The sequence below is a fragment of the Tabrizicola oligotrophica genome, assembly GCF_011008935.1.
Lineage (GTDB): Bacteria > Pseudomonadota > Alphaproteobacteria > Rhodobacterales > Rhodobacteraceae > Tabrizicola_A > Tabrizicola_A oligotrophica.
The window spans coordinates 524,611-548,884 of the sequence record NZ_JAAIVJ010000001.1; the positions used below are offsets into that span (position 1 = coordinate 524,611).

Annotated in this window: 21 protein-coding genes; 11 read left to right on the forward strand and 10 right to left on the reverse strand. The window is 67.3% G+C overall.

Annotation, left to right across the window (positions count from 1 at the left end; all coding sequences use genetic code 11):
- Window positions 1-20 precede the first annotated feature (20 nt).
- Genes glgC through G4Z14_RS02580 form a run of 3 tightly spaced genes read right to left on the reverse strand, consistent with a single transcriptional unit; the run spans window position 21 to window position 5,867 of the window.
- Window positions 21-1,289, reverse strand: coding sequence for a glucose-1-phosphate adenylyltransferase (glgC, locus tag G4Z14_RS02570; protein WP_164623171.1), 1,269 nt, complete (start codon window positions 1,287-1,289; stop codon window positions 21-23).
- Window positions 1,286-3,490: a 1,4-alpha-glucan branching protein GlgB gene (gene glgB / locus G4Z14_RS02575; protein WP_164623172.1), complete on the reverse strand. Its 2,205-nt coding sequence runs from the start codon at window positions 3,488-3,490 to the stop codon at window positions 1,286-1,288. Before glgB ends, glgC begins: the two co-directional genes overlap by 4 nt.
- A gap of 7 nt (window positions 3,491-3,497) precedes the next feature.
- Window positions 3,498-5,867 (reverse strand): glycogen/starch/alpha-glucan phosphorylase, encoded by a 2,370-nt coding sequence (locus G4Z14_RS02580; protein WP_164623173.1) that lies wholly within the window; start codon window positions 5,865-5,867, stop codon window positions 3,498-3,500.
- Between the two features lie 188 nt (window positions 5,868-6,055).
- Between G4Z14_RS02580 and G4Z14_RS02585 the strand changes: the two genes are divergently transcribed.
- A complete protein-coding gene (locus G4Z14_RS02585) occupies window positions 6,056-6,490 on the forward strand; it encodes an RrF2 family transcriptional regulator (RefSeq protein ID WP_164623174.1) in 435 nt (144 codons plus the stop codon).
- Window positions 6,491-6,526: 36 nt separating this feature from the next.
- Here the strand turns inward: G4Z14_RS02585 and G4Z14_RS02590 are convergent, their stop codons facing one another.
- A complete protein-coding gene (locus G4Z14_RS02590) occupies window positions 6,527-8,926 on the reverse strand; it encodes a heavy metal translocating P-type ATPase (protein WP_164623175.1) in 2,400 nt (799 codons plus the stop codon).
- A gap of 119 nt (window positions 8,927-9,045) precedes the next feature.
- Between G4Z14_RS02590 and G4Z14_RS02595 the strand changes: the two genes are divergently transcribed.
- The 3 genes from G4Z14_RS02595 to G4Z14_RS02605 all read left to right on the forward strand — a co-directional run bounded on the left by G4Z14_RS02595 (window position 9,046) and on the right by G4Z14_RS02605 (window position 9,969).
- Window positions 9,046-9,240: a heavy-metal-associated domain-containing protein gene (locus G4Z14_RS02595; RefSeq protein WP_164623176.1), complete on the forward strand. Its 195-nt coding sequence runs from the start codon at window positions 9,046-9,048 to the stop codon at window positions 9,238-9,240.
- Window positions 9,241-9,432: 192 nt separating this feature from the next.
- Window positions 9,433-9,576, forward strand: coding sequence for a hypothetical protein (locus G4Z14_RS02600; protein ID WP_164623177.1), 144 nt, complete (start codon window positions 9,433-9,435; stop codon window positions 9,574-9,576).
- 42 nt (window positions 9,577-9,618) lie between these two features.
- On the forward strand, window positions 9,619-9,969 hold the full coding sequence (locus G4Z14_RS02605; protein ID WP_164623178.1) for a TfoX/Sxy family protein: 351 nt from the start codon (window positions 9,619-9,621) through the stop codon (window positions 9,967-9,969).
- Here G4Z14_RS02605 and G4Z14_RS02610 read toward each other — a convergent pair.
- The 4 genes from G4Z14_RS02610 to G4Z14_RS02625 form a co-directional block, all read right to left on the reverse strand.
- A complete protein-coding gene (locus G4Z14_RS02610; RefSeq protein ID WP_164623179.1) occupies window positions 9,966-10,538 on the reverse strand; it encodes a retropepsin-like aspartic protease family protein in 573 nt (190 codons plus the stop codon). The genes G4Z14_RS02605 and G4Z14_RS02610 overlap by 4 nt on opposite strands.
- Window positions 10,535-11,152: a MarC family protein gene (locus G4Z14_RS02615; RefSeq protein WP_164623180.1), complete on the reverse strand. Its 618-nt coding sequence runs from the start codon at window positions 11,150-11,152 to the stop codon at window positions 10,535-10,537. The genes G4Z14_RS02610 and G4Z14_RS02615 overlap by 4 nt, the downstream gene beginning before the upstream one ends.
- A 139-nt stretch (window positions 11,153-11,291) precedes the next feature.
- Window positions 11,292-11,909: a nitroreductase family protein gene (locus tag G4Z14_RS02620; RefSeq protein WP_164623181.1), complete on the reverse strand. Its 618-nt coding sequence runs from the start codon at window positions 11,907-11,909 to the stop codon at window positions 11,292-11,294.
- A gap of 147 nt (window positions 11,910-12,056) precedes the next feature.
- Window positions 12,057-13,904: an ABC-F family ATP-binding cassette domain-containing protein gene (locus tag G4Z14_RS02625; protein WP_164623182.1), complete on the reverse strand. Its 1,848-nt coding sequence runs from the start codon at window positions 13,902-13,904 to the stop codon at window positions 12,057-12,059.
- A 186-nt stretch (window positions 13,905-14,090) separates the two neighbouring features.
- Here G4Z14_RS02625 and ndk point away from each other — a divergent pair, with 186 nt between their 5' ends.
- Window positions 14,091-14,513: a nucleoside-diphosphate kinase gene (ndk, locus tag G4Z14_RS02630; RefSeq protein ID WP_164623183.1), complete on the forward strand. Its 423-nt coding sequence runs from the start codon at window positions 14,091-14,093 to the stop codon at window positions 14,511-14,513.
- 83 nt (window positions 14,514-14,596) lie between these two features.
- Here ndk and G4Z14_RS02635 read toward each other — a convergent pair whose 3' ends face one another.
- Together G4Z14_RS02635 and G4Z14_RS02640 are read right to left on the reverse strand one after the other, a co-directional pair.
- Window positions 14,597-15,061 (reverse strand): DNA polymerase III subunit chi, encoded by a 465-nt coding sequence (locus G4Z14_RS02635; RefSeq protein ID WP_164623184.1) that lies wholly within the window; start codon window positions 15,059-15,061, stop codon window positions 14,597-14,599.
- Between the two features lie 64 nt (window positions 15,062-15,125).
- Window positions 15,126-16,601 carry a leucyl aminopeptidase gene (locus G4Z14_RS02640; protein ID WP_164623185.1) on the reverse strand — a complete coding sequence of 492 codons (1,476 nt, stop codon included), beginning with the start codon at window positions 16,599-16,601 and terminating at the stop codon, window positions 15,126-15,128.
- Between the two features lie 133 nt (window positions 16,602-16,734).
- On the opposite strand from G4Z14_RS02640, the gene lptF reads away from it, so the two are divergent.
- The 6 genes from lptF to rsmA all read left to right on the forward strand — a co-directional run bounded on the left by lptF (window position 16,735) and on the right by rsmA (window position 24,266).
- Complete coding sequence (lptF, locus tag G4Z14_RS02645; RefSeq protein ID WP_164623186.1) at window positions 16,735-17,859, forward strand: LPS export ABC transporter permease LptF; 1,125 nt, start codon at window positions 16,735-16,737, stop codon at window positions 17,857-17,859.
- Window positions 17,856-18,956 carry an LPS export ABC transporter permease LptG gene (gene lptG, locus G4Z14_RS02650; protein ID WP_164623187.1) on the forward strand — a complete coding sequence of 367 codons (1,101 nt, stop codon included), beginning with the start codon at window positions 17,856-17,858 and terminating at the stop codon, window positions 18,954-18,956. Before lptF ends, lptG begins: the two co-directional genes overlap by 4 nt.
- 1 nt (window position 18,957) lies before the next feature.
- Window positions 18,958-21,108: an LPS-assembly protein LptD gene (locus tag G4Z14_RS02655; RefSeq protein WP_227751477.1), complete on the forward strand. Its 2,151-nt coding sequence runs from the start codon at window positions 18,958-18,960 to the stop codon at window positions 21,106-21,108.
- Between the two features lie 21 nt (window positions 21,109-21,129).
- A complete protein-coding gene (locus tag G4Z14_RS02660) occupies window positions 21,130-22,383 on the forward strand; it encodes a SurA N-terminal domain-containing protein (protein ID WP_164623189.1) in 1,254 nt (417 codons plus the stop codon).
- Window positions 22,384-22,389: 6 nt separating this feature from the next.
- A complete protein-coding gene (gene pdxA, locus G4Z14_RS02665) occupies window positions 22,390-23,358 on the forward strand; it encodes a 4-hydroxythreonine-4-phosphate dehydrogenase PdxA (RefSeq protein WP_164623190.1) in 969 nt (322 codons plus the stop codon).
- A 68-nt stretch (window positions 23,359-23,426) separates the two neighbouring features.
- Window positions 23,427-24,266 carry a 16S rRNA (adenine(1518)-N(6)/adenine(1519)-N(6))-dimethyltransferase RsmA gene (rsmA, locus tag G4Z14_RS02670; protein ID WP_164623191.1) on the forward strand — a complete coding sequence of 280 codons (840 nt, stop codon included), beginning with the start codon at window positions 23,427-23,429 and terminating at the stop codon, window positions 24,264-24,266.
- Window positions 24,267-24,274 lie beyond the last annotated feature (8 nt).

Below are 24,274 nucleotides of genomic sequence, written 5' to 3' on the forward strand. Positions count from 1 at the left end.
CGGGCAGCGGCTGCGGGCGTCTAGTGCGCCCGCTCCCACGCATCCAGCATGTCGCGGGTGATCAGCACAACCCCGCCTTCGCTGCGGCGGAACCATTTGGCATCTTCCTCGGGGTCTTGGCCCACCACCAGCCCCTCGGGGATAACCACCCCGCGGTCGATGACGCATTTCGTCAGCTCGGCCTTGCGGTTGACCACCACCTGCGGCAGCGCCACCACATGATCCAGCGTCGAGAAGGAATGCGTCCGGCAGCCGGTGAACAAAAGCGAGTTGCGCACTTCCGAGCCCGAGACGATGCAATCGCCCGACACCAGCGACGACACCGCCGAACCGCGCCGCCCGTCCTCGTCATGGATGAACTTCGCCGGCGGCACGATCTCGGCATAGGTCCAGATCGGCCAGCTGTTGTCGTATAGATCCAGCTTCGGCACGAAATCCGTCAGGTCGATGTTGGCCTGCCAGAAGGCGTCGATGGTGCCGACATCGCGCCAATAGGGTTCGTCCTCCAGACCGCTCGTCACGCAGCTGTCGGCGAAGCGGTGCGCCACCGCCTTGCCGCCCTTCACGATGGCCGGGATCAGATCATTGCCGAAATCATGGCTGGAGGATTCATCCGCCATGTCGCGCAACAGAAGGTCGCGCAGGAAGGCCCAGTCGAAGACATAGATCCCCATCGAGGCAAGGCTGTTGGCCGGATCGCCGGGAATCGACGGTGGATCCTTCGGCTTTTCAAGAAACGAGGTGATGCGCATCTGCGCGTCCACCGCCATCACGCCAAAGGCCGAAGCCTCGGCCTTGGGAACCGTCAGACAGCCGATGGTCACATCGGCCCCCGTTTCGACATGCTGAGCCAGCATGATTTCGTAATCCATCTTGTAGATGTGGTCGCCGGCCAGGATGATGACGTATTTGACGTTGTAGCTGTCAACGATATCAATGTTTTGCGCCACCGCGTCCGCCGTGCCGAGATACCATTTCGTCTCATCCACGCGCTGCGAGGCGGGCAGGATGTCAAGGTATTCGTTGCGTTCCGCCCGGAAAAAGCCCCAGCCACGCTGCATGTGGCGGATCAGGCTATGCGCCTTGTATTGCGTCGCAATCGCCATCTTGCGGATGCCCGAGTTCAGCGCGTTCGACAGGGCAAAGTCGATGATCCTTGTCTTGCCGCCGAAATAGACGGCCGGTTTCGCCCGCCGGTCAGTCAGCTCCTTCAGGCGCGAGCCGCGTCCGCCGGCCAGCACGAAGGCCATGGCCTGACTGGACAATCTCTGGTTCGGTCTGGCTTTCATCTGGTTTCTCCCCCAATGACCCCTTTGGACGGCCCGTCCCCTGCCGCCTTGAAAAATACGGCTGACAAGGGCGGCAAGGTGACCAGCGCCGATTGCGCCTGTCCCTGCCAGCCCAGCGGCTCTGCCGTAACGCCGCCCATGTTGCCCCGGTCCTGCCCGCCATAGCTGGCGGCATCGCTGTTCAGCACCTCGTCCCAGCGTCCCGGCGCCGGCAGGCCGATGCGCTGGCGCCGCTCCACCGGCGTCATGTTCACCGCGACCACCACCGGCGCATCGCCCGGATTGCCAAAGCGCGCCCAGGCAAAGGTGCTGTGGCTGGCGTCGTCGACCTCGAGCCAGCAAAAGCCCTCGGGGCTGGCATCTTTCGCATGCAGTGCCGGCGTGGCGGCGTAAAGCCGGTTCAGATCGCGCACCCAGGCCTGTATGCCTCGGTGCTGCGGATGGTCCAGAAGTTGCCAGTCCAGCCCCGCGTCATGGTTCCATTCGCGCCCCTGCGCGAACTCGCCACCCATGAACAGCAGCTTCTTGCCCGGATGGCCCCACATGAAGCCGAAATAGGCCCGGAGGTTGGCGAATTTCTCGTCGCCCTCGCCCGGCATCTTGCCCAGAAGGCTGCCCTTGCCATGCACCACCTCGTCATGGCTCAAGGGCAGCACGAAGTTTTCCGACCAGGCGTAAGCCAGCCCGAAGGTCATCTGGTTGTGATGGTGGCGGCGGTGGATCGGGTCTTTCGACATGTAGGACAGGGTGTCGTTCATCCAGCCCATGTTCCACTTGAACCCGAACCCAAGGCCGCCCTCATGCACCGGCTTCGACACGCCCGGAAAGGCGGTGCTTTCCTCGGCCAGCGTCACGATGCCCTTGTGCCCGCCGTAAGCCGCGATGTTCATGGCGCGCAGAAGCTCCATCGCCTCGTAATTCTCGCGCCCGCCGTCCTTGTTCGGCACCCATTGGCCGGATTGCCGGGAATAGTCGCGGTAGAGCATGCTTGCCACGGCATCCACCCGCAGCCCGTCGATGTGAAACTCCTCCAGCCAATACAAGGCGTTGGCGACAAGGAAGTTCTTCACCTCCACCCGGCCATAGTTGTAGATCAGGGTGTTCCAGTCCTGATGGAAGCCCTCTTTCGGGTCGGCATGTTCATAAAGCGCGGTGCCGTCAAAGCGGGCAAGGCCATGGGCATCGGTCGGGAAATGCCCCGGCACCCAGTCGAGAATCACGCCAAGCCCCTTGGCATGGGCCGCATCGACCAGCGCGCGAAACTCCTCGGGCGTGCCATGGCGGATGGTAGGCGCAAACAGCCCCACCGGCTGATAGCCCCAGGAGCCGTCGAACGGATATTCGCTGATCGGCAGGAGTTCGAGATGGGTGAAGCCCATGTCGGCGGCATAGGCGACCAGATCTTCGGCCAGTTCGGTATAGGAAAGCCGCCGGCCATCCTTGCGCTTCCAGCTTCCCAGATGCACCTCGTAGATCGACATCGGCGCGGCGACGTTCTGCGCCACCTCGCGGCGTGTCATCCAGCCGGCGTCGGTCCAGGTGCCCGCGCCCAAGGCCCGGACCACCGAGGCATTCTGCGGCGGATGCTCGCTGCCAAAGCCCACCGGGTCGGCCTTCAGCCTGAGTTCGCCATCGGCGCCCTTGAGTTCGTATTTGTAGGCCAGCCCCTCGCCGACGCCGGGGATAAAGGTCTCCCAGACCCCGGTCGCGCCGCGCTTGCGCATCGGATGACGGCGGCCATCCCAAAGGTTGAAGCTGCCCACGACCGACACCCGGCCGGCATTCGGCGCCCAGACCGCAAAGCGGGTGCCCTGCACCCCCTCATGCGTGCAGGGATGCGCCCCGAGCGCGGCCCAGAGCCGGTTGTGCGTGCCCTCGGCCAGAAGGTATTCGTCGATCTCGCCCAGCACCGGGCCAAAGCGGAAAGCGTCGTCAAACTCCCAGACCGTGCCGCCCGCCTCGGCGCGCAGCCGGTAGGCCACCCGCCCCGGCAAGGGCGCGCTGAACAGCCCCTCGGCCCCGGCAACCGGGCTTGCCTCGACCTCGGCCCCGGCCAGCACCCAGACCCGGTCGGCCCCCGGCACCAGCGCCGTCACCCCCCAGCCACCCCGGTCATGCAGCCCCAGATGGGCAAAGGGATCGCCATGCCGCCCTTCGACAAGGGCACGCGCCGTATCACGGTCGGGCGGCTGATGGGTCATGGCTGCCTCACAAAGCGGGGGGAATGTTCCAGATGTCTTTCATGTAGCTGCGAATGGTGCGGTCCGAGGAAAAGAACCCCGAACGCGCGGTGTTGCGTGCCGCCATCCTGACCCAGATTTCCGGGTCGGCATAGGCCTGATCCACGCGGGCCTGCGCCGCGTCATAGGCGTCGAAATCGGCGGCGACGAGGAAGTGGTCGTGATGCCAGATCCGGTGCAACAGCCCGTGGTAGCGGTCGGGCTGATCTGGCGAAAACCGGCCTTCGGCAATGAGTTGCAGGACGATCTTCAACATTTCCGAGCCTTCGATCGCGCGCGCCGACTGGTTCGGCGTTTCCCGCCTGCGGATCGCCTCGTCCGTGGTCAGGCCAAAGAGGAAGAAGTTCTCCGCCCCGACCTCCTGCAATATCTCGACATTGGCGCCGTCCAGCGTGCCGATGGTCGGCGCACCGTTCATCATGAACTTCATGTTGCCGGTGCCGGAAGCCTCCATCCCGGCAGTCGAGATCTGCTCCGACAGATCGGCCGCCGGGATCAGCCGCTCGGCCATCGAGACGTTGTAATTCGCCGGATAGACCACCTTCAGCCGATCCCCAACCTGAGCGTCCGCATTCACGACCGCCGCCACATCGTTGATAAGGTGGATAATTTCCTTTGCCGCCGCATAGCCCGGCGCTGACTTGCCGCCAAAGATCTTGACGCGCGGCACCGCCGACGCATGCGGGGTTTCCCGCAGCCGGTGCCAATGCGCGATGGTTTGCAGGATGTTCAGAAGCTGGCGCTTGTATTCGTGGATGCGCTTGACCTGCACATCAAACAGCGCATCGGGCGAGATCTGCACGCCTTGGCTCGCGGCGATCCAGCCTGCCAGCGCCTGCTTGTTCTGCCGCTTGGCGGCCTGAAAGGCATCGCGGAAGCCCTTGTCCTCGATATGGTTTTCTAGCCCCTTCAGCCGGTCGAGATCGGCTTCCCAGCCCGGCCCGATGGCCTGCGTGATGACCCCCGACAGCGGCCGGTTCGCCATGGCCAGCCAGCGCCGCGGCGTCACGCCGTTGGTCTGGTTGACGATCTGGCCGGGATGGGTGCGGTGCAGTTCGGGAAAGAGCGAGGTCTTGACCAGTTCGGAATGCAGCGCCGAGACGCCGTTGACCTTGTGCGACATGATGAACGCGAGCTCGCCCATCCGCACCTCGTGGTGCTTGACGATGCCGACGTAATGCGGCGGGTGGAAGGTGCGGCGATGCCAGCTGTCGATCCTTTCAACGATCTGCATGTGGCGCGGCAGCACGGTGCCGAACATGTAGGTCGGCCATTTCTCCAGCGCCTCGGGCAAGAGCGTGTGGTTGGTGTAGCCCAGACAGGCCCGCGCGGTCTCCAGCGCGGTGTCGAACGCCATGGCGTGTTCGTCCACCAAGAGCCGGATCAGTTCCGGCCCGGCAATCGCCGGGTGGGTGTCGTTCATCTGGATGGCGACATGGGCGGGCAGATCGGCCACCGAGAGACCCGCCGCCAGATGCCGGCGCAGGATGTCCTGCAAGGCGGCAGAGGTCAGGAAATACTCCTGCTTCAGCCGCAATTCCTTGCCCTGATAGGTGGTGTCATCGGGGTAAAGCACGCGCGAGAGCGTGCGGGCCAGCGCCTCGGGTTCCGCCGCCGCCGTGTGATCGCCGCGGTTGAAGCGGTCCAGATCAAAGAGCGTCGTCGGCTTCGCCGCCCAAAGCCGCAGCGTGTTGGCCCAGCCGCCCTGCCAGCCGATCACCGGCGTGTCATGCGCGCTGGCCACCACGGTTTCCCCCGGCACCCAGCGCTCGCCCTCGATCTGGCCCTTGAAGCCGATGGTATAGGCGCTTTCGGGGCGCGGGAATTCCCAGGGGTTGGTCTGGGTCAGCCAGTCTTCCGGGCTTTCAACCTGCTGGCCACCCTCGAAGCGCTGGCGAAAGAGGCCATGCTCATAGCGGATGCCATAGCCATAAGCCGGGCAGCCGACCGTCGCCATGCTTTCCATGAAACAGGCGGCCAGCCGGCCCAGCCCGCCATTGCCAAGTGCTGCATCCGGCTCGCCCTCGACCAGACCCATGAAGTCCTGCCCGAAGCCCGCCATCACCTCGCGCGCCAGATCGTCAAGGCCAAGGTTGACCACCGCGTCCTGCAACAGCCGCCCGATCAGGAATTCCATCGACAGGTAATAGACCCGCTTGCGCCCCTCGGCCCAGGTGCGGCGGGTGGACTGGAACCACGGCCCCATGATCCGGTCGCGCACCGCGTAAGACAGCGCCATGCGCCAGTCATAGGCGCTGGCATGCGGTGCGTCCTTGCCCAGCGTGTAGGTCAGATGACGCAGGACATCGGCGCGAAGAGTGTCTTTGGTCAGGTGCATCACGGGGAAATCCGGGGCAAAGAGAGTCATGTTAGCGCTACCATTCCTTATCGCTATGCCTGTCCTTCATGCACAATGCAAGCGAAACGAAAAGGGGGCCGGGAAAATCGGTTTATGATCTGCATCAAATACAGCGGCCGCCGGCCCGGCTATGGTGCGCAAAAGCGGATTTCCCGGGGAAATGTGGCATGCGACTGACGACACGAACCAATCTGGCAATGCGGACGCTGATGTTCTGCGCCGTCAACCCCGGGCAGATCGTGCGCAAACACGAGGTGGCCGAGGCCTGCGGCGCCTCGGAAAACCATCTGGCGCAGGTGATCCATCTTCTGGCGCGCAAGGGCTTCATCAAGACCCAGCGCGGCCGCTCGGGCGGGCTGATGCTGGCGAGAGCACCGGAAAGGATCGGCGTCGGCGAGGTGTTCCGGGCCTTCGAGGCGGTGCTGCCCTTTACCGAATGCACCGAAGAGCGGCAGGCGACCTGTCCGCTGGCCGCCTGCTGCCGGCTGAAATGCGTGCTGCAAGAGGCGCTGGATGCGTTCTATGCCCGGCTTGACCGCGCGACGCTGGCCGAGCTGGTGTCCGAGAACACCGGGTTGCAAACGCTGCTGAAGGTGGCCTGACCCCGCCCCTCCTCGTCGCGCGACGAGGGGGCCGTCTCAGCCGCGCCAGCGTTTCAGCCGCAGCGCATTGCCCAGCACAAAGAGCGACGACAGCGCCATGGCTGCCGCGCCCAGCATCGGTGACAGCTGCGGCCCGCCAAAGGGCACCAGAAGCCCCGCCGCCACCGGGATCAGCACGGTGTTGTAGCCAAAGGCCCAGAACAGGTTCTGCCGGATGTTGCGCATCACCGCCCGCGACAGGCCGATGGCCTGCGCCACGCCCATCGGATCGCCGCGCATCAAGACCACATCGCCGGCCTCGATCGCCACATCGGTGCCGGTGCCCATGGCGATGCCGACATCGGCCAGCGCCAGCGCCGGCGCATCGTTCAGCCCGTCGCCGACAAAGACCGTTCCGGCGCCAAGGCTGCCGATCACCTCGGCCTTTTGCGCAGGCATGATCTCGGCATGTATGGTGGCAATGCCGATATCCCGGGCGACGGCCTCGGCGGTGGCCCGGGCGTCGCCGGTGATCATCACCGGTTCCAGCCCCATGGCCTGCAGTCGGGCGATGGCAGCGGCGGCGCTTGGCTTGATCGGGTCGGCGACGAGGATCGCCGCCTCGGCCCGGTCGCCGCGGCCCACGAGCAACACGCCCTGACCCTGCGCCTGCGCCAGCCTGCACGTCTCGGCAAGCCCGTCTTCCAGCGGCCCGAACAGCCGGTGTGAGCCGACCAGAACCGGCTCGCCCGCCACCAGCGCCGCGGCGCCGCGGCCGGGGTGGGCCTGAAAGCCCGTCGTCTCGGGCAGGGCCAGCCCGCGACGGGTGGCCTCGGCCAGCACCGCCCCGGCCAGGGGATGTTCCGAGCCGCGCTCCACCGCCGCGGCCAGCGCCAGCAGCCGGTCGGCGTCCAGCCCCGGCAGCACATGCACCGCCTGCACCACCGGCTTGCCCATGGTCAGCGTGCCAGTCTTGTCAAAGGCGATGCGGCGCACCGTTTCCAGCCGTTGCAGCGCCTCGCCCTTGCGGAACAGCACCCCCATTTCCGCCGCGCGACCAGTGCCGACAAGGATCGACACCGGGGTCGCCAGACCCATGGCGCAGGGGCAGGCAATGATGAGCACCGCAACCCCCGCCACCAGCGCCTCGGCCAGACCGGGACCGACGGCCAGCCAGACGGCGAAGGCGAGAGCCGCCAGCGCCATCACCACCGGCACGAACCACAGCGTGATGCGGTCGACCAGCGCCTGCACCGGCAGCTTGCCGCCCTGCGCTTCGGCCACCATGGCGATGATGCGCGACAGGACTGTCGCCGCCCCCACCGCGCGCACCTCCATGACCAGCCCGCCCGTGCCGTTCACCGTGCCGCCGGTCAGCCCGTCGCCGGGCGCCTTGGCCACCGGCAGCGGCTCGCCCGTCAGCATGGATTCGTCCACCGCCGAGGCGCCCTCGACCACCACCCCGTCGACCGGCACCCGCTCGCCGGGGCGAACCTGCACCCGGTCGCCGGCCAGAAGTGCGGCGATCGGCACCTCGACCGGATCGGGCGACAGCCGCAGCGCGGTCTTGGGCTGCAAGGCCACCAGCCGGGCAATTGCCGCACCCGCCCGCCCCCGCGCCCGCGCCTCAAGGCCGCGGCCGCAGAGGATGAGCGTCACGATCACTGCGGCGGCCTCGAAATACACCGCGCGCGAGGCGGGCGGGATCAGCGCCGGGGCAAAGGTCACCAGCGTCGAAAAGGCCCAGGCCGCGCCGGCGCCCAAGGCGACAAGGCTGTTCATGTCGGGCGAAGCCTTCACCAGCGCCGGGAGGCCCTTGCGGAAGAACCGCGCGCCGGGCCAGAGCAGGACCAGCGTCACCAGCAGGAATTCGGCCAGCCAGAGGCTTTGCATCGCCACCAGCCCGTGCAGCCAGTGGTGGAAGGCCGGCACCAGATGCCCGCCCATTTCCGCGACGAATACCGGCAGCGTCAGCCCCGCGGCAATCGTGGCGTCACGCCAGAGCCGGGTCTCCTCGGCCCGTGGGTCGTGGTCGGAGCTTTCGGCCATCGGCGCGGCCTGATAGCCGGCCCGGGCCACGGCGGCGGCCAGCGTGCCGGCATCGGTCTCGCCCCAGAGCGTCACGGTCGCCGCCCGCGTCGCCAGATTGGCGCTGGCCTCGGCCACGCCGGGCTGGGCGCGCAGCACGCGCTCCACCCGGCCGGTACAGGCGGCGCAGGTCATGCCCTCGACTGCCAGCACGACCTGGCGTTGCCGCGCCGGATAGCCGGCCCTGGCCAGTGCGCTCGCCATGGCCTCGGGCGTCGCGGGGGCGTCGAAGCGCACGTCGGCGCTTTCGGTGCCAAGATTGACATGGGCGCTTGTCACGCCGTCCTGCGCGGCAAGCACCCGCTCGGCCCGCGCCACGCAAGAGGCGCAGGTCATGCCGTCAAGCTGAAATCGGATTGTCTGGGTCATGCCCCCATATGGTCCTCGCGGGCGTGTCAAGGCAAGACCCCCGCGCCAATCTGTCCCGGCCCTCGCCCCCTTGCGAAGCCCCCGCCTGCCACCCCATATTGCCGCAAAAGGAGTATCCCATGACCCTGCTTTCCGTTCCCGACATGTCCTGCGGCCATTGCAAGGCCTCGGTCGAGGCCGCCCTTGCCCCCCTGCCCGGCATGGCCCCGGTCGAGGTGGACCTGACCAAGCGGCAGGTGACCGTGGCAGGACCGGCCTCCGAGGCGGTGAAAGCGCTGGATGCCATCGGCTTTCCGGCCCGGGAAGTTGCCTGATCTCCACAGTCACGCGGGCTTGATCGGCTGATGCGGCCTCGCGGGGCGCCGCCCCGTTGAAGATGGCGAAAAGTCGCGTTAAATGGTCGCAATCCGAACGTGTTTCCGGCGCGATGCAGCCCGGATCGCGGATCAGGATGGTCATCGGCAGAAAGCCGGGACGATCAGCACAAGTTTGAGCGGAGCAGTCAGATGTCGAATTCCCCCACCGCCCAGCAAGGCGGCAGCACTACGCCGGCCCCCCAACAGGGTCAGTCGGGCGGGGCGCCAGGCCAGCAGCAGGGCAGCCAGCAACAGGGCGGCCAGCCGATCTTCCGCGACTGGGCGTCGATCTGAGATCAGGGGGCCAGCCGGAACGCTGGCCCTTTTGCTTTGGCGATGGCTGACCCGGTTTCCTCGATCCTCAACCTTGGCCCGGCCTCGGAAGCGGCCTTTGCCCGCGCGGGCATCCATTCGGCCGAAGAAATCCGCGAGATGGGCGCCGATGCCGCCTATCTGCGGCTGATGGAGGCCGGCACCCAGCCGCATTTCATCGGCTATTATGTGCTGGTGATGGGCTTGCAGGGCCGGCCCTGGAACGATTGCCAGGGCGAAGAGAAAAAGGCGCTGCGGGTAAAGTTCGACCGGTTGAAGGCGCAGGCCCGCGCCTCGGTTGCGGCCTCGGGCGGGGCCGATCATGCGCTGGATGCAGCGCTGGCGGCGATCGGCGTCGTGCCGAAACGCCCTTAACGCCGCAGGATCATGCGGTCGCCCGCGATTTCGATGGCGTAGCGGCCAAGATAGTCCATCCCCAGAAGCGAGCCGTCCATCTCGCCCTCGTTGACCGAGGCGCCGATGCTGTCATCGTGAAACGGGCCGAGCGTGACATCGGCCAGCCGCACCCGCGCGGTGCGCACCAGCCCGTTGGCGGTTTGCGACTGCCCGGCGTAGACAAGGCTTTGCAGGTCAATCCCCAGCCGGGCGGCGTCGGCTTGCGACAGGACCACCCCTGTCGCCCCGGTATCGGCCATGAAGGTCAGCGACCGGCCCGAAATGGTCAGGGTGATGTAGTAATGCCCATCGTCCGAGCGCGGGATCTCCACCGTCTCCGCCGTCTCGCGCTGGGTGGCGGTCACGTCATGGCGGATGTCCTGCCACAGGCCATAGCCCGCCATCAGCCCGACGAGGATCATCCCCCAGGCCAGAAAGCTGCGCAGCCCCTGCCCCAGACGCCCGCGATATTCGGCAATGCCCCAGCCCGCCACGGCGGCCAGCAGCAGCCCAAGGTACAGCAGCCGCCCGAAATCGTCGCCATTCATCCGATCAGCCCCGTGCCGCGCACGCCGTCGATGACGAATTGCACCGAAAGCGCCGCCAGCAACATGCCCAGCAGCCGGGTGATGACAATGGTGCCGGTGCGGCCAAGCATGCGCTCCAGCGGCGGCGAGGCCAGCAGGAAGGCATAGGTCACCGCCATCATCACCCCCATCAGCCCGATCACCACCCCCGTCGCCGCCCAGTCGCCGCCGCCCTGACCGATCAGCAGGATCATGGTGGCAATCGCGCCCGGCCCGGCAATCAGCGGTGTTGCCAGCGGAAAGACCGAAGGGTCATGGTCGGGGTCGGCATGCTGGCCCTCGCGCCGTTGAGTGCGGCGTTCGAACAGCATGTCCAGCGCGGTCAGGAACAGAAGGATGCCGCCCGCGATGCGGAAGGCGGGCATGGATATGCCGATGAAGGTCAGGATCGCCTCGCCCGCGACGCCGAACAGCATCAGCAGACTGGCCGCGATCAGGCAGGCCCGGCCCGCCATGGCGCGGCGGCGCGAGGTGTCCATCCCCTGCGTCAGCGCGATGAACAGCGGCACCAGCCCCGGCGGGTCGATCACCACGAACATGGTGGCAAAGGCAGTGATGAGGAAGGCGCTGGTCATGCCTCAAGGCTAGACGCCCTTGCGCCGGCGCGCAACCTTGGCCTTGGGCTGCTGCTGCACAGGCCAGGCGCCCTGCCGCGCCCATGCAAGGCAAAAGGCCGCCCCGAAGGACGGCCTTTCCCGCAAGCTGCACGCGCCCTTATTCGGCGGCGATGGCGTTGCCATAGGTCAGGAAGCGGCCCTCGTCGGCGATGAAGGCCTTTTCGCCCGCCGTCGAGGCAATCGCGCCGAACGGCATCTGGGCGCGCAGTTTCCACTCCGCCGGCACGTCGAAGGCGCGGGCGACGGCCTCGTCGATCACCGGGTTGTAATGCTGCAGGCTGGCGCCGATGCCGGCATCGGCCAGCGCGTTCCAGACCGAGATCTGCGCCATGCCCGAGGAATGCTCCGAAAAGCCCGGGAAGGCATCGGCGTACAGCGCGAACTTTTCCTGCAGGGTCTTGATGGTGGCCTGATCCTCATAGAACAGCACCGTGCCGGCGCCGGCCGCGAAGGCCTGCATCTTGGCTTCGGTCGGGGCGAAGGCTTCGGCCGGAACGATGGCGCGCAGCGCTTCGGTGACGATGCCCCAGAACCGCTCCGAGGCGGCGCCGAACAGGATCACGGCGCGCGAGGATTGCGAGTTGAACGAGGACGGCGACAGGCGCACGGCCTCCTTGATCAGCGCCTCGACGGCGGCTTCGGACTGGGGCAGCGCCTTGCCAAGGGCGTAATGCGTGCGGCGATTCTTCAGGGTGGTCAGCGTAGCGTTGGTCATGGGATCGGCCCTTTGCGTGTTGTGCTGGGGCCTATATGATCGCACAATGCCTTTGGCTCAACCGTCACATCTGCGCATCAGCGCACAGAAACGGTGAAAATTTGCCCGGGGCCATTAGCGGGGCCTTTTCCGCTGCGGCGCCGGGGCCTATCCCGCCGCCTCCAGCTTTTCCTGCGCCGTCATCCACATCGCCTCGGCGCGGTCCAGACCCTCCATGACCTCGGCATATTTGCGGTTCCAGGTTTCCAGCTCGCCCTTGCGGGCCTCCTCATAGAGCGCCGGATCGGCCAGCTTGGTCGCCAGCTTGTCGCGCATCTCGTTCAGCTTGCCGAGCCGTTCGTCGCATTTGCGCACCTCGGCCTTCAGCGCCAGCATCTCGTCCCGGCTGGCCTTCTTCGGCTTTTCAACGGGTTTCGCGGCGGGTTTCTCCACCTCGTCGCCGGCCAGAAGCTGCCGCCGATAGGCCTCCAGATCCTCGGTATAGGGCGTCACCGCGCCCCCCTTCACCAGCCAGAGCCGGTCGGCCACCAGCGACAGCAGGTGCATGTCGTGGGAAACAAGGATCACCGCGCCGGAATATTCGGTCAGCGCCTCGACCAGCGCCTCGCGGGATTCGATGTCGAGGTGGTTGGTCGGTTCGTCAAGGATCAGAAGATGCGGCGCGTCGATGGTGGCCAGCAGGAGGCTGAGACGCGCCTTCTGCCCGCCCGAGAGCCGCCCGACGACGGTTTCGGCCTGATCGGCCATCAGGCCAAAGCTGGCCAGCCGCGCCCGCAAGCGTGGCTGCCCCTCGGCCGGGCGCAGGCGCATGACATGCTGCAAGGGGGTTTCGTCGATGTGCAGCTCGTCCACCTGATGCTGAGCGAAATAGCCGATCCGCAGCTTGGACGATTTCACCATCCGGCCCTCGCAGGCCTCAAGCTTGCCCGCCAAGAGCTTCGACAGCGTCGATTTGCCCTCGCCATTGCGGCCCAGCAGCGCGATGCGGTCGTCCTGATCGATGCGCAGCGACAGTTTCCGCAGGATCGGCGGGCCGCCATAACCCACCGCGCCGCCTTCGATGTTGATGATCGGCGGCGACAGCTCCTCGGGGGCGGGGAAGGTGAAGACCACCTTCTTGGCATCCTCGGGCGCGGTGATCGGCGTCATCTTTTCCAGCATCTTGACGCGGCTCTGCGCCTGCACCGCCTTCGAGGCCTTGGCCTTGAAGCGGTCGACGAAGCTTTGCAGATGCGCCCGGCGGGCCTCCTGTTTCTTGGCTTCCGCCTGCAACACCGCCCGGCGCTCGGCCATCTGGCGGGCGAACTGGTCATAGCCGCCCTGCCAATAGGTCAGCTTGCGGTTGTCGAGATGCAGGATGCCCTGCACAGCGCGGTTCAAGAGGCCGCGGTCGTGGCTGATGATCAGCACCGTATGGGGATATTTCGCCAGATAGCTTTCCAGCCAGAGCGCGCCTTCAAGATCCAGATAGTTGGTCGGCTCGTCCAGAAGCAGGTAATCGGGCTGGGCAAACAGCACCCCGGCCAAGGCCACCCGCATGCGCCAGCCACCCGAGAAATCCGAACAGGGACGCAGTTGCGCCTCGGCATCAAAGCCCAACCCCTTCAGAATGGCGCTGGCCCGGCCCTCGGCGCTCCAGGCGTCGATGTCGGCCAGCCGCGCCTGAATTTCGGCGATGCGGTGCGGGTCGTGGGCAGTCTCGGATTCCGCCAGAAGTGCGGCGCGTTCGGTATCGGCCGCCAGCACGGTGTCCAGTAGCGAAGTCGACGAGGATGGCACCTCCTGCGCCACCCCGCCGATCCGCGCCCGCGACGGGATCGAGATCGCGCCCGATTCCAGCGCCAGCTCGCCCCGGATCAGCCGGAACAGCGTAGTCTTGCCTGCGCCATTGCGCCCGACAAGGCCGACCTTGTGGCCGGTGGGAATGGTGGCCGAAGCCCCTTCGAACAGGGGCCGGCCTTCGACGGAATAAGTGATGTCTTCGATCTTCAGCATGGGCAGGGCTTGCCGCACTGCCGCGCCAAGGTCAACCTGTGCCTTCAATGTGGCCCAAATATCCCGGGGGATGAGCGCCAAGGGCGCGAAGGGGGCAGCGCCCCCTTCTTTTCTTTGTCATCTGCCCGTGCTAAGCGCCCGGCCATCACATCGGGCCACTTCCGGCCCCTACAACTGGAGAGCCCCATGGCCACCGAACGCACCCTGTCGATCATCAAACCCGACGCCACCAAGCGCAACCTGACCGGCAAGATCGTCGCCAAGTTCGAAGACGCGGGCCTGCGCGTCGTCGCCTCGAAGCGCATTCACCTTTCGGACAAGCAGGCCGGCGCCTTCTATGCCGAACATGCCGCCCGTCCGTTCTATGGCGAACTCTGCGCGTTCATGGCCTCCGAGCCGGTCGTGGTGCAGGTTCTGGAAGGCGAAGGCGCGATTGCCAAGAACCGTGAAGTGATGGGCGCGACCGATCCGGCCGCCGCCGATGCCGGCACCATCCGCAAGGAGTTTGCGCTGTCGAAGGGCGAGAACTCGGTCCACGGTTCGGACAGCCCGGAATCGGCCGCCCGCGAGATCGCCTTCTTCTTCTCGGGCCTCGAACTGGTCGGCTGAGACCGGAACCGGAATTTGTACAAATTCCGAACCGATTTCTGACGCAGAAATCGAAAGCGGCGGGGAGACCCGCCGCTTTTTGCTTACCCCGCCGGCTTCTTCTCGGTCTTCATCTCCCAGCGCCCGGTTTCTTCGGACCAGTATTGCGCCGCCATGCCAAGACCGGTCACCTTGGTCCAAAGCCCGCGCGCCGCCTGCACCGCCGTCTCGTCGCCGCCATCAAACAGCACCCAGAGCCGCTCGCAGCCCTCCTCGCCCGGCAAGGGGTCGGCCCCATCCAGCAGCACCACCCCCTGCGCCGCATTGGCCGCCGCGCCCTGCCCGATCAGCACCGGCTGCTCGGCATCGAACGGCCCGCCTTCGACCCCGTGCGGCAGGAAGCCGTCCTCCGGTTCCAGCCAGAGCTTCGCATCCAGCCGGTCGCGGCGCGTCGCATCGGGGCTGCGCAGCATCACCCGCCAGCCCGCGGCCAGCGCGCGCGGCAGGATCAGCGCCAGCACCTCCTCGGGGCCCGAGCGCGTCAGGTGGTAGAACATCGCCGTGCCCATCAGGATGCCGCGCCGCCGCGGCAGGCCGGGTCATGGATATTTGGGCCAGTATGAAAGGCCATGGTCAGGCCTTGGCTTCGAAGCGGTCGCGGATCAGCCGGTTCAGCGCCAGGACGCCCCAGCCGGTGGCCCCTTTGGGCGCCAGCGTGGTGTCGGTCTTCAAAAGCGCGGTGCCGGCGATGTCGAGGTGGATCCAGGGCATGTCATCTTTCACGAAGCGGCGCAGGAAATGCGCCGCGGTGATCGCGCCGCCATCGCGGCCGCAGGAGTTGACGATATCGGCGATGCGCGATTTCAGCTTGGCGTCATAGCCCTCGCCCATCGGCATCCGCCAGGCGCCTTCGCCTTCGGCGCTCGCGGCGGCGAGGAAGGCGTTGCACAGCCCGTCGTCGTTCGAAAATACCCCGGTGTTTTCATGGCCAAGCGCCACGATGATCGCGCCGGTCAGCGTGGCGAGGTCGATCATGCCCGAGGGTTTGAAGCGCTCCTGCGCGTACCACAGCACATCGGCCAGCACGAGCCGGCCCTCGGCGTCGGTGTTGATGACCTCGATCGTGTCGCCCTTCATCGAGCGCACCACGTCGCCGGGACGCTGGGCGCGGCCGTCGGGCATGTTTTCCACCAGCCCGACCAGCCCGACGACATTGGCGCGCGCCCCGCGCAGCGCCAGCGTCCGCATCACGCCGGCGACCACGGCGGCGCCGCCCATGTCCATCGTCATGTCTTCCATGCCGGCGGCGGGCTTGATGGAAATCCCGCCGGTGTCGAAGCACACCCCCTTGCCGACCAGCGCGAAGGGGGCCTCGCCCGCCTTGCCGCCGTTCCATTGCATCACCACCACCTTGGAGGGGCTTTCCGAACCTTGGCCCACCCCCAGCAGGGCCTGCATGCCCAGCTTTTTCAGCTCTGCTTCCTCGAGGATTTCCACCTCCAGCCCAAGCTCCTGCATTGCCGCCAGACGGCCGGCGAAATCGTCGGTGGTCAGGATGTTGGCGGGCTCGTTCACCAGATCGCGGGTGAAGAAGATGCCTTCGGTCAGCGCCGCCAGCGGCGCCGCGTCGGCGGCCACCGCTTCGGGCCGGGCGCAGGCCAGCGCCACCGGGCCGCGGGGTTTCTGCTCGCCCGATTTGTGGGCGGTGAACTCATAGGCCCGCAGCGCGAGGCCGAAGGAGATTTCGGCGGCTTGCGGGTGGGTTTCAGTCACGACGAGCGCGCCCGCCGGACCGAGCGCGCGGCCCACCGCCGCCCCGGCCTTGCGCGCCTGCGCCGCATCGGCCTTGCGCGGCAGCTTCACCAGCATCAGCGCCTCGGCAGCAAGGCCCGGCGGGAAGGCCAGGCTCAGCGCCTCGCCGGGTTTGAGCTTGGTCCAGTCGGCGCTGGCCAGCGCGCGCGCAAGCATGCCGCGCGTCACCCGGTCAAGCTTGCGGGCGGCCGGGGTCGCCGGTGCCGCGCCATCGGCGACCAGCGCGAGAAGGCCCGCGGTCTGGCCCAGCGTCTCGAGGTTGGTTTCGGTGAAAGTCAGGGCGACCGGCTGGTTCATCAGGCATCCTTTCAGCGCGCGCGGCATTTCGCTGAAAGCTAGCGAAGGGGGCGGGCGAATGCCAGATAGCAGTTTTCCATGCCGGCGAATGTTGATAGCTTGGCCGCGCGCCCGCCCCTAGGAATAGCGTCCCTTGCCAAGATTCGACCGATATCTGCTTGCCCAGCTTCTGGCCGTCTTCGGCTTTTTCGCGCTGGTGCTGGTGGCGGTCTATTGGGTCAACCGGGCGGTCGGGCTGTTTGACCAGCTGATCGGTGACGGGCAGACGGCGGTGGTTTTCCTTGAGTTCTCGCTGCTGACCCTGCCCAACGTCATCCGTGTCGTGCTGCCCGTCGCGGCCTTTGCCGCCGCGGTCTATGTCGCCAACCGGCTGATGCAGGAAAGCGAGCTGGTGGTGATGCAGGCGACCGGCTTTTCCTCGTTCCGGCTGGCGCGGCCGGTGCTGTGGTTCGGGCTGATCGTGACGCTGGCGGCGCTGGTGCTGGCGCATGTGCTGGTGCCGCTGAGCCGCGAGGCGCTGAGCGCGCGCTATGCCGAGATCCGCCAGAACGTCACCGCGCGTTTCCTGACCGATGGCGCCATCACCCATCCCGGCGCGGGGCTGACGCTTTATATCCGCGAGCTGGCGCCCTCGGGCGAGCTGCTGGGCCTGTTCCTGACTGACGCCCGCGACGCCGCCGCCGTCACCACCTATACGGCGGAAAAGGCGCTGTTTGCCCGCACCGACTCGGGGCCGAAGCTCTTGATGTTCAATGGCATGGCGCAGCAGGTGACCGGGCCGGACCGCCGGCTGTCGCTGACCCGCTTTGCCGATTTCACCTATGATCTGGGCGGGCTTCTGCCCGAGGCCGCGCCCGGCACGCGCACCATCGACGCGCTGTCGACGGCAGAGCTGCTGGCGGCCGACACCGCCCTTCTGGCCGAAACCGGCGCGACGCGGGCGGCGTTCCTTTATGATGCGCACAACCGCTTTGCCCAGCCGTTCCTGGCCGTCGCCGCCGCGCTGATCGGCTTTGCCGCGCTGCTGATGGGCAATTTCAGCCGCTTCGGGCTTTGGCGGCAGGTCGGGCTGGCGGTGGGGCTTCTGGTGCTGGTGCAGGCGGTGGCCTCGGTCGCCACCGGGTTGGGGCTGCGCTCTGACCGGGGCTGGATCTGGGCCTATGCCGCGCCGGTTTTCGGCACGGCCCTCGGGGTGGCGCTGTTGTGGTGGTCGCAGCGCCCGCGCCGGGTGGCAGCCGGGCAAGGCGGGCTGGCATGACGCTGGATCTCTATATCGCGCGGCGGTTTCTGGGCAGCTTCCTGCGGGTGTTCGGCATCTTTCTGGGGGTGCTGTTGCTGATTGACCTGATCGAGCAGATCCGGCGGTTTTCCGACATCGGGATCGGCCTGTCGCAGGCCTTGCTTCTGGCGCTGCTGAACGTGCCGCAGAACCTGTACCGCATCCTGCCCTTGCTGATGATCCTGTCGGCGATCACGCTGTTTCTGGGCCTTGCACGGTCGTCCGAACTGGTGGTGGTGCGGGCCTCGGGCCGGGCCGGGCTGCGCTTCCTGCTGGCGCCGGTGGCGACGGCGCTGGGCATCGGACTGCTCGCAGTGGCGGTGTTCAACCCGCTGGTGGCCGCCACCTCGAAGGAATACGAGCGCCGCAGTTCGGCCCTCACCGGGGGGGCCGGCGGATCGGTGCTGTCCTTGTCGGCCGAGGGGCTGTGGTTGCGGCAGGGCGATGCCACGGGCCAGACCGTGATCCACGCCGGGCAGATGAGCCCGGAAGGCACCGAGCTGTCCGGCGTGACCTTTCACCTCTTCTCGCCCGAAGGCAGCGTGACGGGTCGGATCGAGGCCGGGCGGGCGCGGTTGCAGGCCGGCGAATGGGCGCTTGAGGGCGCCAAGGTCTGGACCTTCGACGCCGACAACCCGGAGACCTCCGCCAGCCTCGCCACCGCCCCGCTGCGCCTGCCGACCGACCTGACGCCCGCGCAACTGATCGAGGGGCTGGGCGAACAGGGGGCGGTGGCGTTCTGGGATCTGCCGGCGCAGGCGCAATCGCTGGAGCGCGCGGGGTTTTCGGCGCGAGGTTTCCGGCTGGAACACCAGATGGAACTGGCGCTGCCATTGTTGCTGGCCGCCATGGTGCTGGTCGCGGCAGGCTTCACCATGCGGCACGCCCGCTTTGGCAAGACCGGCCAGATGGTGCTTTATGCCCTGATGGCGGGGTTCTTCATCTTCTTTCTGCGAAACTTCGCGCAAGTTCTTGGCGAGAATGGACAAATTCCCGTCCTTGTCGCCGCATGGACTCCGCCCGTCGCGGCAGCGCTGCTGTCGCTCAGCCTGCTTCTGCATCTGGAGGATGGCTGACATGCGCCGCCTTCTCGTCTCACTCTGCCTTCTTGCCACCGCGCTGTGGACCAGCCTTCCGGCGCGGGCCGAAGACCCCGCGACGCTGATCGCCAATACGCTGCGCATCGAAAGCGAAAGCCGGCTGGTGGCCGATGGCGCGGTCGAGATCTATTATCAGGGCCGCAGGCTGACCGCGCATCGGCTGGTCTATGACCGCGCCGCCGACACGCTGACCATCGACGGGCCGATCACCCTGACCGATGGCGGCGACACGGTGATTCTGGCCTCGCAGGCCGAGTTGAAGGCCGACCTGACCGAGGGCATCCTGCGCTCGGCCCGGGTGGTGATGAGCCAGCAGATGCAGATGGCCGCCGCCGAGGTGCGCCGGATCGACGGGCGCTATACCGACATGAGCCGCGTCGTCGCCTCGTCCTGCAAGATCTGCGCGGGCGATCCGACGCCGCTGTGGGAAATCCGCGCGCAGCGGGTGGTGCATGACCAGCAGGAGCGGCAGATCTACTTTGACCGCGCCTCCTTGCGGTTCGGCGGCGTGCCGGTCTTGTTCCTGCCGCGCCTGCGCATCCCCGACCCGAGCCTGAAACGGGCGAACGGCTTTCTGATGCCGTCGCTGCAGTCCTCCACCACGCTTGGCACCGGGCTGAGCCTGCCCTATTTCGTCACGCTCGGCGACAGCCGCGACCTGACGGTGACGCCCTTCCTGGCCACCAAGGGCGCGCGGACGCTGGAACTGCGCTACCGGCAGGCCTTCCGCACCGGCGAGATCGAGCTGACGGCGGTCGGGTCGCGTGATGCGCTGAAACCGGGGCAGACGCGGGGGCTTCTGTCGGCCGATGGCCGGTTCGAGCTGCCCAAGGGGTTCGAGCTGACCTTCCACGGCGAGACCGTCTCGGACCGCGCCTATCTGCTGGACTATGGCCGATCGGACAAGGACCGTCTGACCAGCCGGCTGGAGATCACCCGCACGCGGGCGAACGAACATATCTCGGGCCGGTTCCTGTCGATCCAGAGTCTGCGCGAGGACGAGCCGTCGGACAGTCTCGCCTCGCTTTTCGGCGACATGACGCTGAAGCGCCGCTTCAGCCTTGGCCCGCTGGGCGGTCAGGGCGGGCTGACCTTCCAGACCCACAGCCACACGCGCTCTTCGGATGACCCGTTCGACACGGCCGACGATGCCGACCTTATCGCCGATGGCCGCGACGTGTTGCGCGGGCGCATCCGCGCCGACTGGCGCCGCGACTGGATTGCCGGCAATGGCCTTGTGTTTGGCGTTCTGGGGGAGGTGACGACCGACCTTTACCACATCGGCGAGGACGCGACCTATGGCGGCACCTACAGCCGTACCCATGGCGCGCTGGCCGCCGAACTGCGCTGGCCGCTGGTCAAGGCGGGCAAGGCCGGCGTCAACCATGTGCTGGAACCCGTAGTGCAGCTGGTCTGGGCGCCGAGCGGCACTGAGGCGCTGCCGAACGAGGATTCGGTGCTGGTCGAATTCGATCAGGGCAACCTGTTCGCGCTGAACCGCTTTCCGGGCTCGGATGCGGTGGAGCGCGGCGCGCGGGCCAATATCGGGGTGAACTACCTGCGGCAGGACCCTGATGGCTGGAGCCTTGGGCTGACCTTCGGGCGCGTGCTGCGCGCTGATGATCCGGGGCAATTCACCACCGGCTCGGGCCTTGCCGGGCGCAGTTCGGACTGGCTTGCCGCCTTCCAGATCGGCACCGCCGCGGGGCTGGGCCTCACCAACCGTTTCCTGCTGGATGATGCTTTTGCCCTGACCAAGGCCGAAACGCTGCTCAGCTATGACCGCCCCCGCTTCGGACTGGAGGCGGGCCTGCTGTTCCACAAGGCCGACCCGGCCGAGGGCCGCCTCATCGACACCAACGAGATCGTCCTTGATGGCCGCTTTGCCATCGGTCAGGCCGGCTGGCAGGCGCGGCTGATGAACCGCTATGACCTGAAGGCCGACCGCGCCTCGAACGCCGGGCTGGGGCTGAGCTTCCGCAACGAATGCCTGTCGGTCGATCTTTCTCTCTCGCGTCGCTTCACATCCTCGACTAGTGTGAAGCCGACCACGGATTTCTCGGTCTCGCTGGAGCTTCTGGGCTTTGGCGGGGCGGCGCCGGGGCCATCCCGGCAATGCCGGGGCTGAAGGGCGCGCAGGACGTACAGAATGCAGGCGATGGAACGGATGACGAAAAGCGGTCGGATCGGAACGGGCCACGGGGCCGGGTTTGGGGCGAAAGCGGCGCGGCTTGCGGCGGCGGTAGTGCTGGCAGTGGTCCTGACCGGCGCGGGCCAACCGGCCCATGCCAACCCCTTTGACCCGGTCATCACCGTCAATGGCCGCGTCATCACGCAATACGAGATGGAGCAGCGCCGCCGCTTCATGGAGATCCTGCGCCAGCCGGGCGATCTGGACGACATGGCGCGCAGCTCGCTGATCGAGGACCGCCTGCGCATGGCCGCCGCCAAAGAGGCCGGGCTGGCCATCTCGCCCGATCAGGTCATGGCCGGCATGACCGAATTCGCCAGCCGCGCCAACCTGTCGGCCGAGGAGTTCATCAAGCTGACCGGCGAAATGGGTCTGGATGCCGAGAGCTTCCGCGACTTCGTCGAGGCGGGCGTGCTGTGGCGCGAAGTGGTGCGGGCGAAATTCGCCGGCAAGGTGAGCATCACCGAGGCCGAAATCAACCGCGCCATCGCCAATTTCCAGCCCACCGGCGCAGTGAAGCTGAACCTTCTGGAAATTGTCCTGCCGGCAGCCGGAACCGACCAGTCCGGCGCCATGGCGCTGGCGCGCAAGCTGCAGGCCCAGATCAAGACCGAGGCCGATTTTGCCGCCGCCGCCCGCGACTATGGCGGCGGGGCCACCGGCTGGACCCGGCTGTCGGACCTGCCGGAAGCGGCCCGCGCGGCGCTCGAACGGCAGGCGCCCGGCGCCATGTCGCGCCCGGTCGCGCTGGAGGACAAGGTCGTGCTCTACTGGCTCTCCGAGCGCGGTGAGGACCCGATCAGCGGCACGCCCGAGGCTTGGCTGGATTACGCGCAGTATCTGGTGCCCGAGGGCGCCAATGCCGAGGCCGAGCTGGCCGCCGCCCGCGCCCGGATCGACACCTGCGACGACCTTTACACCGTGGCCAAGGGCCAGCCGGCCGACCGGGTGATCCGGGAAAGCCAGCCGCAGTCGGCGGTGGGCGGCGATGTCGGCGCCGTGCTGGCGACGCTGGATGCCGGGGAAAGCTCGACCCGGATCAGCCGCGACGGCTGGCGGGTGCTCTTGATGCTGTGTTCGCGCGGCCCGGCGCCCGATCTGGTGCCGAACCGCGACATCATCCGCGAGCAGCTCCTGAACCAGCGGCTGTCGTCTCTGGCCGACATCTATCTGGAAGAGCTGCGCTCCGAAGCGATCATCACCGAAGAGTAAGCCCGCATGACCGCCCCCATCGCGCTGACCTGTGGCGAACCGGGCGGCGTCGGGCCCGAGCTTGCAGTGGCGGCCCGGACCGCCCTGCCCGAGCTGCCGCTGTTCTGGATCGGCGATCCGCGGCACTTGCCGCCGGGCAGCGCCATCGCGCTGATCGACCGGCCCGATCAGGCCCTGCAGGTCGCGCCGGATCTGCTGCCCGTCCTGCCGCATCGCTTTGCCACCCCGAACCCGCCGGGGCAACTGGTGCCGGAAAACGCCCGCGGCGTGATCGAGGTCATCGAGCGCGCGGTTCGGCTGGCGCAGTCGGGCGCGGCCAGCGCGGTCTGCACCGCGCCCTTGCACAAGAAGGCGCTGAAGGATGGCGCCGGTTTTGCCTTTCCCGGCCATACCGAATTTCTCGCCCATCTCGCCGGGGTGGAGAACGTGGTGATGATGCTGGCCAGCCCGCTGTTGCGGGTGGTGCCGGTGACGATCCACATCGCGCTGGCCGAGGTGCCGGCGGCGCTGACGCCGGCGCTGCTGGAGGAGACGCTGCGCATCACCCATGCCGGGCTGATCCGCGATTTCGGCCTGACCGCGCCGCGCCTGGCCGTGGCGGGCCTGAACCCGCATGCCGGCGAGGGCGGCGCCATGGGGCGCGAGGAAATCGCGATCATCTCGCCGGTGCTGGAGCGCCTCCGCGCCGAGGGCCTGACGATCCTTGGCCCGCTGTCGGCCGATACCATGTTCCACCCCCGCGCCCGCGCCGGCTATGACGCGGCGATCTGCATGTATCACGATCAGGCGCTGATCCCGATCAAGACGCTGGATTTCGACGGCGGGGTGAACGTGACGCTGGGCCTGCCCTTCATCCGCACCTCGCCCGACCACGGCACGGCGCTGGACATTGCCGGCAAAGGCGTGGCAAGGCCCGACAGCCTGATTGCGGCGTTGAAGATGGCGCGCGACATGGCGGCGGCGCGCGGGCGGTAGGCGCGGGACGCGGGGCTCCAGCCCCGCACCCCGGGATATTTGAGCCAGTATGAAAGGCCAGTGGGCAGATGGCGACGATTGACGGGCTTCCCCCCTTGCGCGAGGTGATTGCGGCGCATGATCTGGTGGCCAGAAAACAGCTTGGGCAGAACTTCCTGCTGGATCTGAACCTGACCGCCAAGATCGCGCGGATGGCGGGCGATTTGTCGGCCTGCGACGTGCTGGAGGTCGGCCCCGGTCCCGGCGGTCTGACGCGCGGGCTGCTGGTCGAGGGCGCGCGGCGGGTGCTGGCGGTGGAGAAGGATCCGCGCTGCCTGCCGGCGCTGGCCGAAATTGCCGCCCGCTATCCGGGGCGGCTGGAGGTGGTGAACGGCGATGCGATGGAGATCGACCCGCTGGCGCATCTGACCCCGCCGATCAAGGTGGTGGCCAACCTGCCCTACAATGTCGGCACCGAGCTGCTCATACGCTGGCTGACGCCGAAGATCTGGCCGCCGGTCTGGCAATCGCTGACGCTGATGTTTCAAAAAGAGGTGGCCGAACGCATCGTGGCCAAGCCGCGGGGCGACCATTACGGGCGGCTGGCGCTTTTGGCGCAGTGGCGCTGCGAGGCGAAGATCGTCATGCATCTGCCGCCCGAGGCCTTCACCCCTGCCCCCAAGGTACATTCCGCCGTGGTGCATCTGACCCGGCTGGAGGCACCGCGCTATCCGGCGAACGAGGCGATCCTGCAACGGCTGACCGCCATGGCCTTCAACCAGCGGCGCAAGATGCTGCGCTCAAGCCTGAAATCCTGGGGGCCGGATATCGAGGACCGGCTCTTGGCCGCCGGCATCCCGCCCACGGCGCGGGCCGAGGAGATTTCGCTGGAAGGCTTCTGCGCGCTGGCCCGCGAAGTCGCGACATGAAAAAGGCC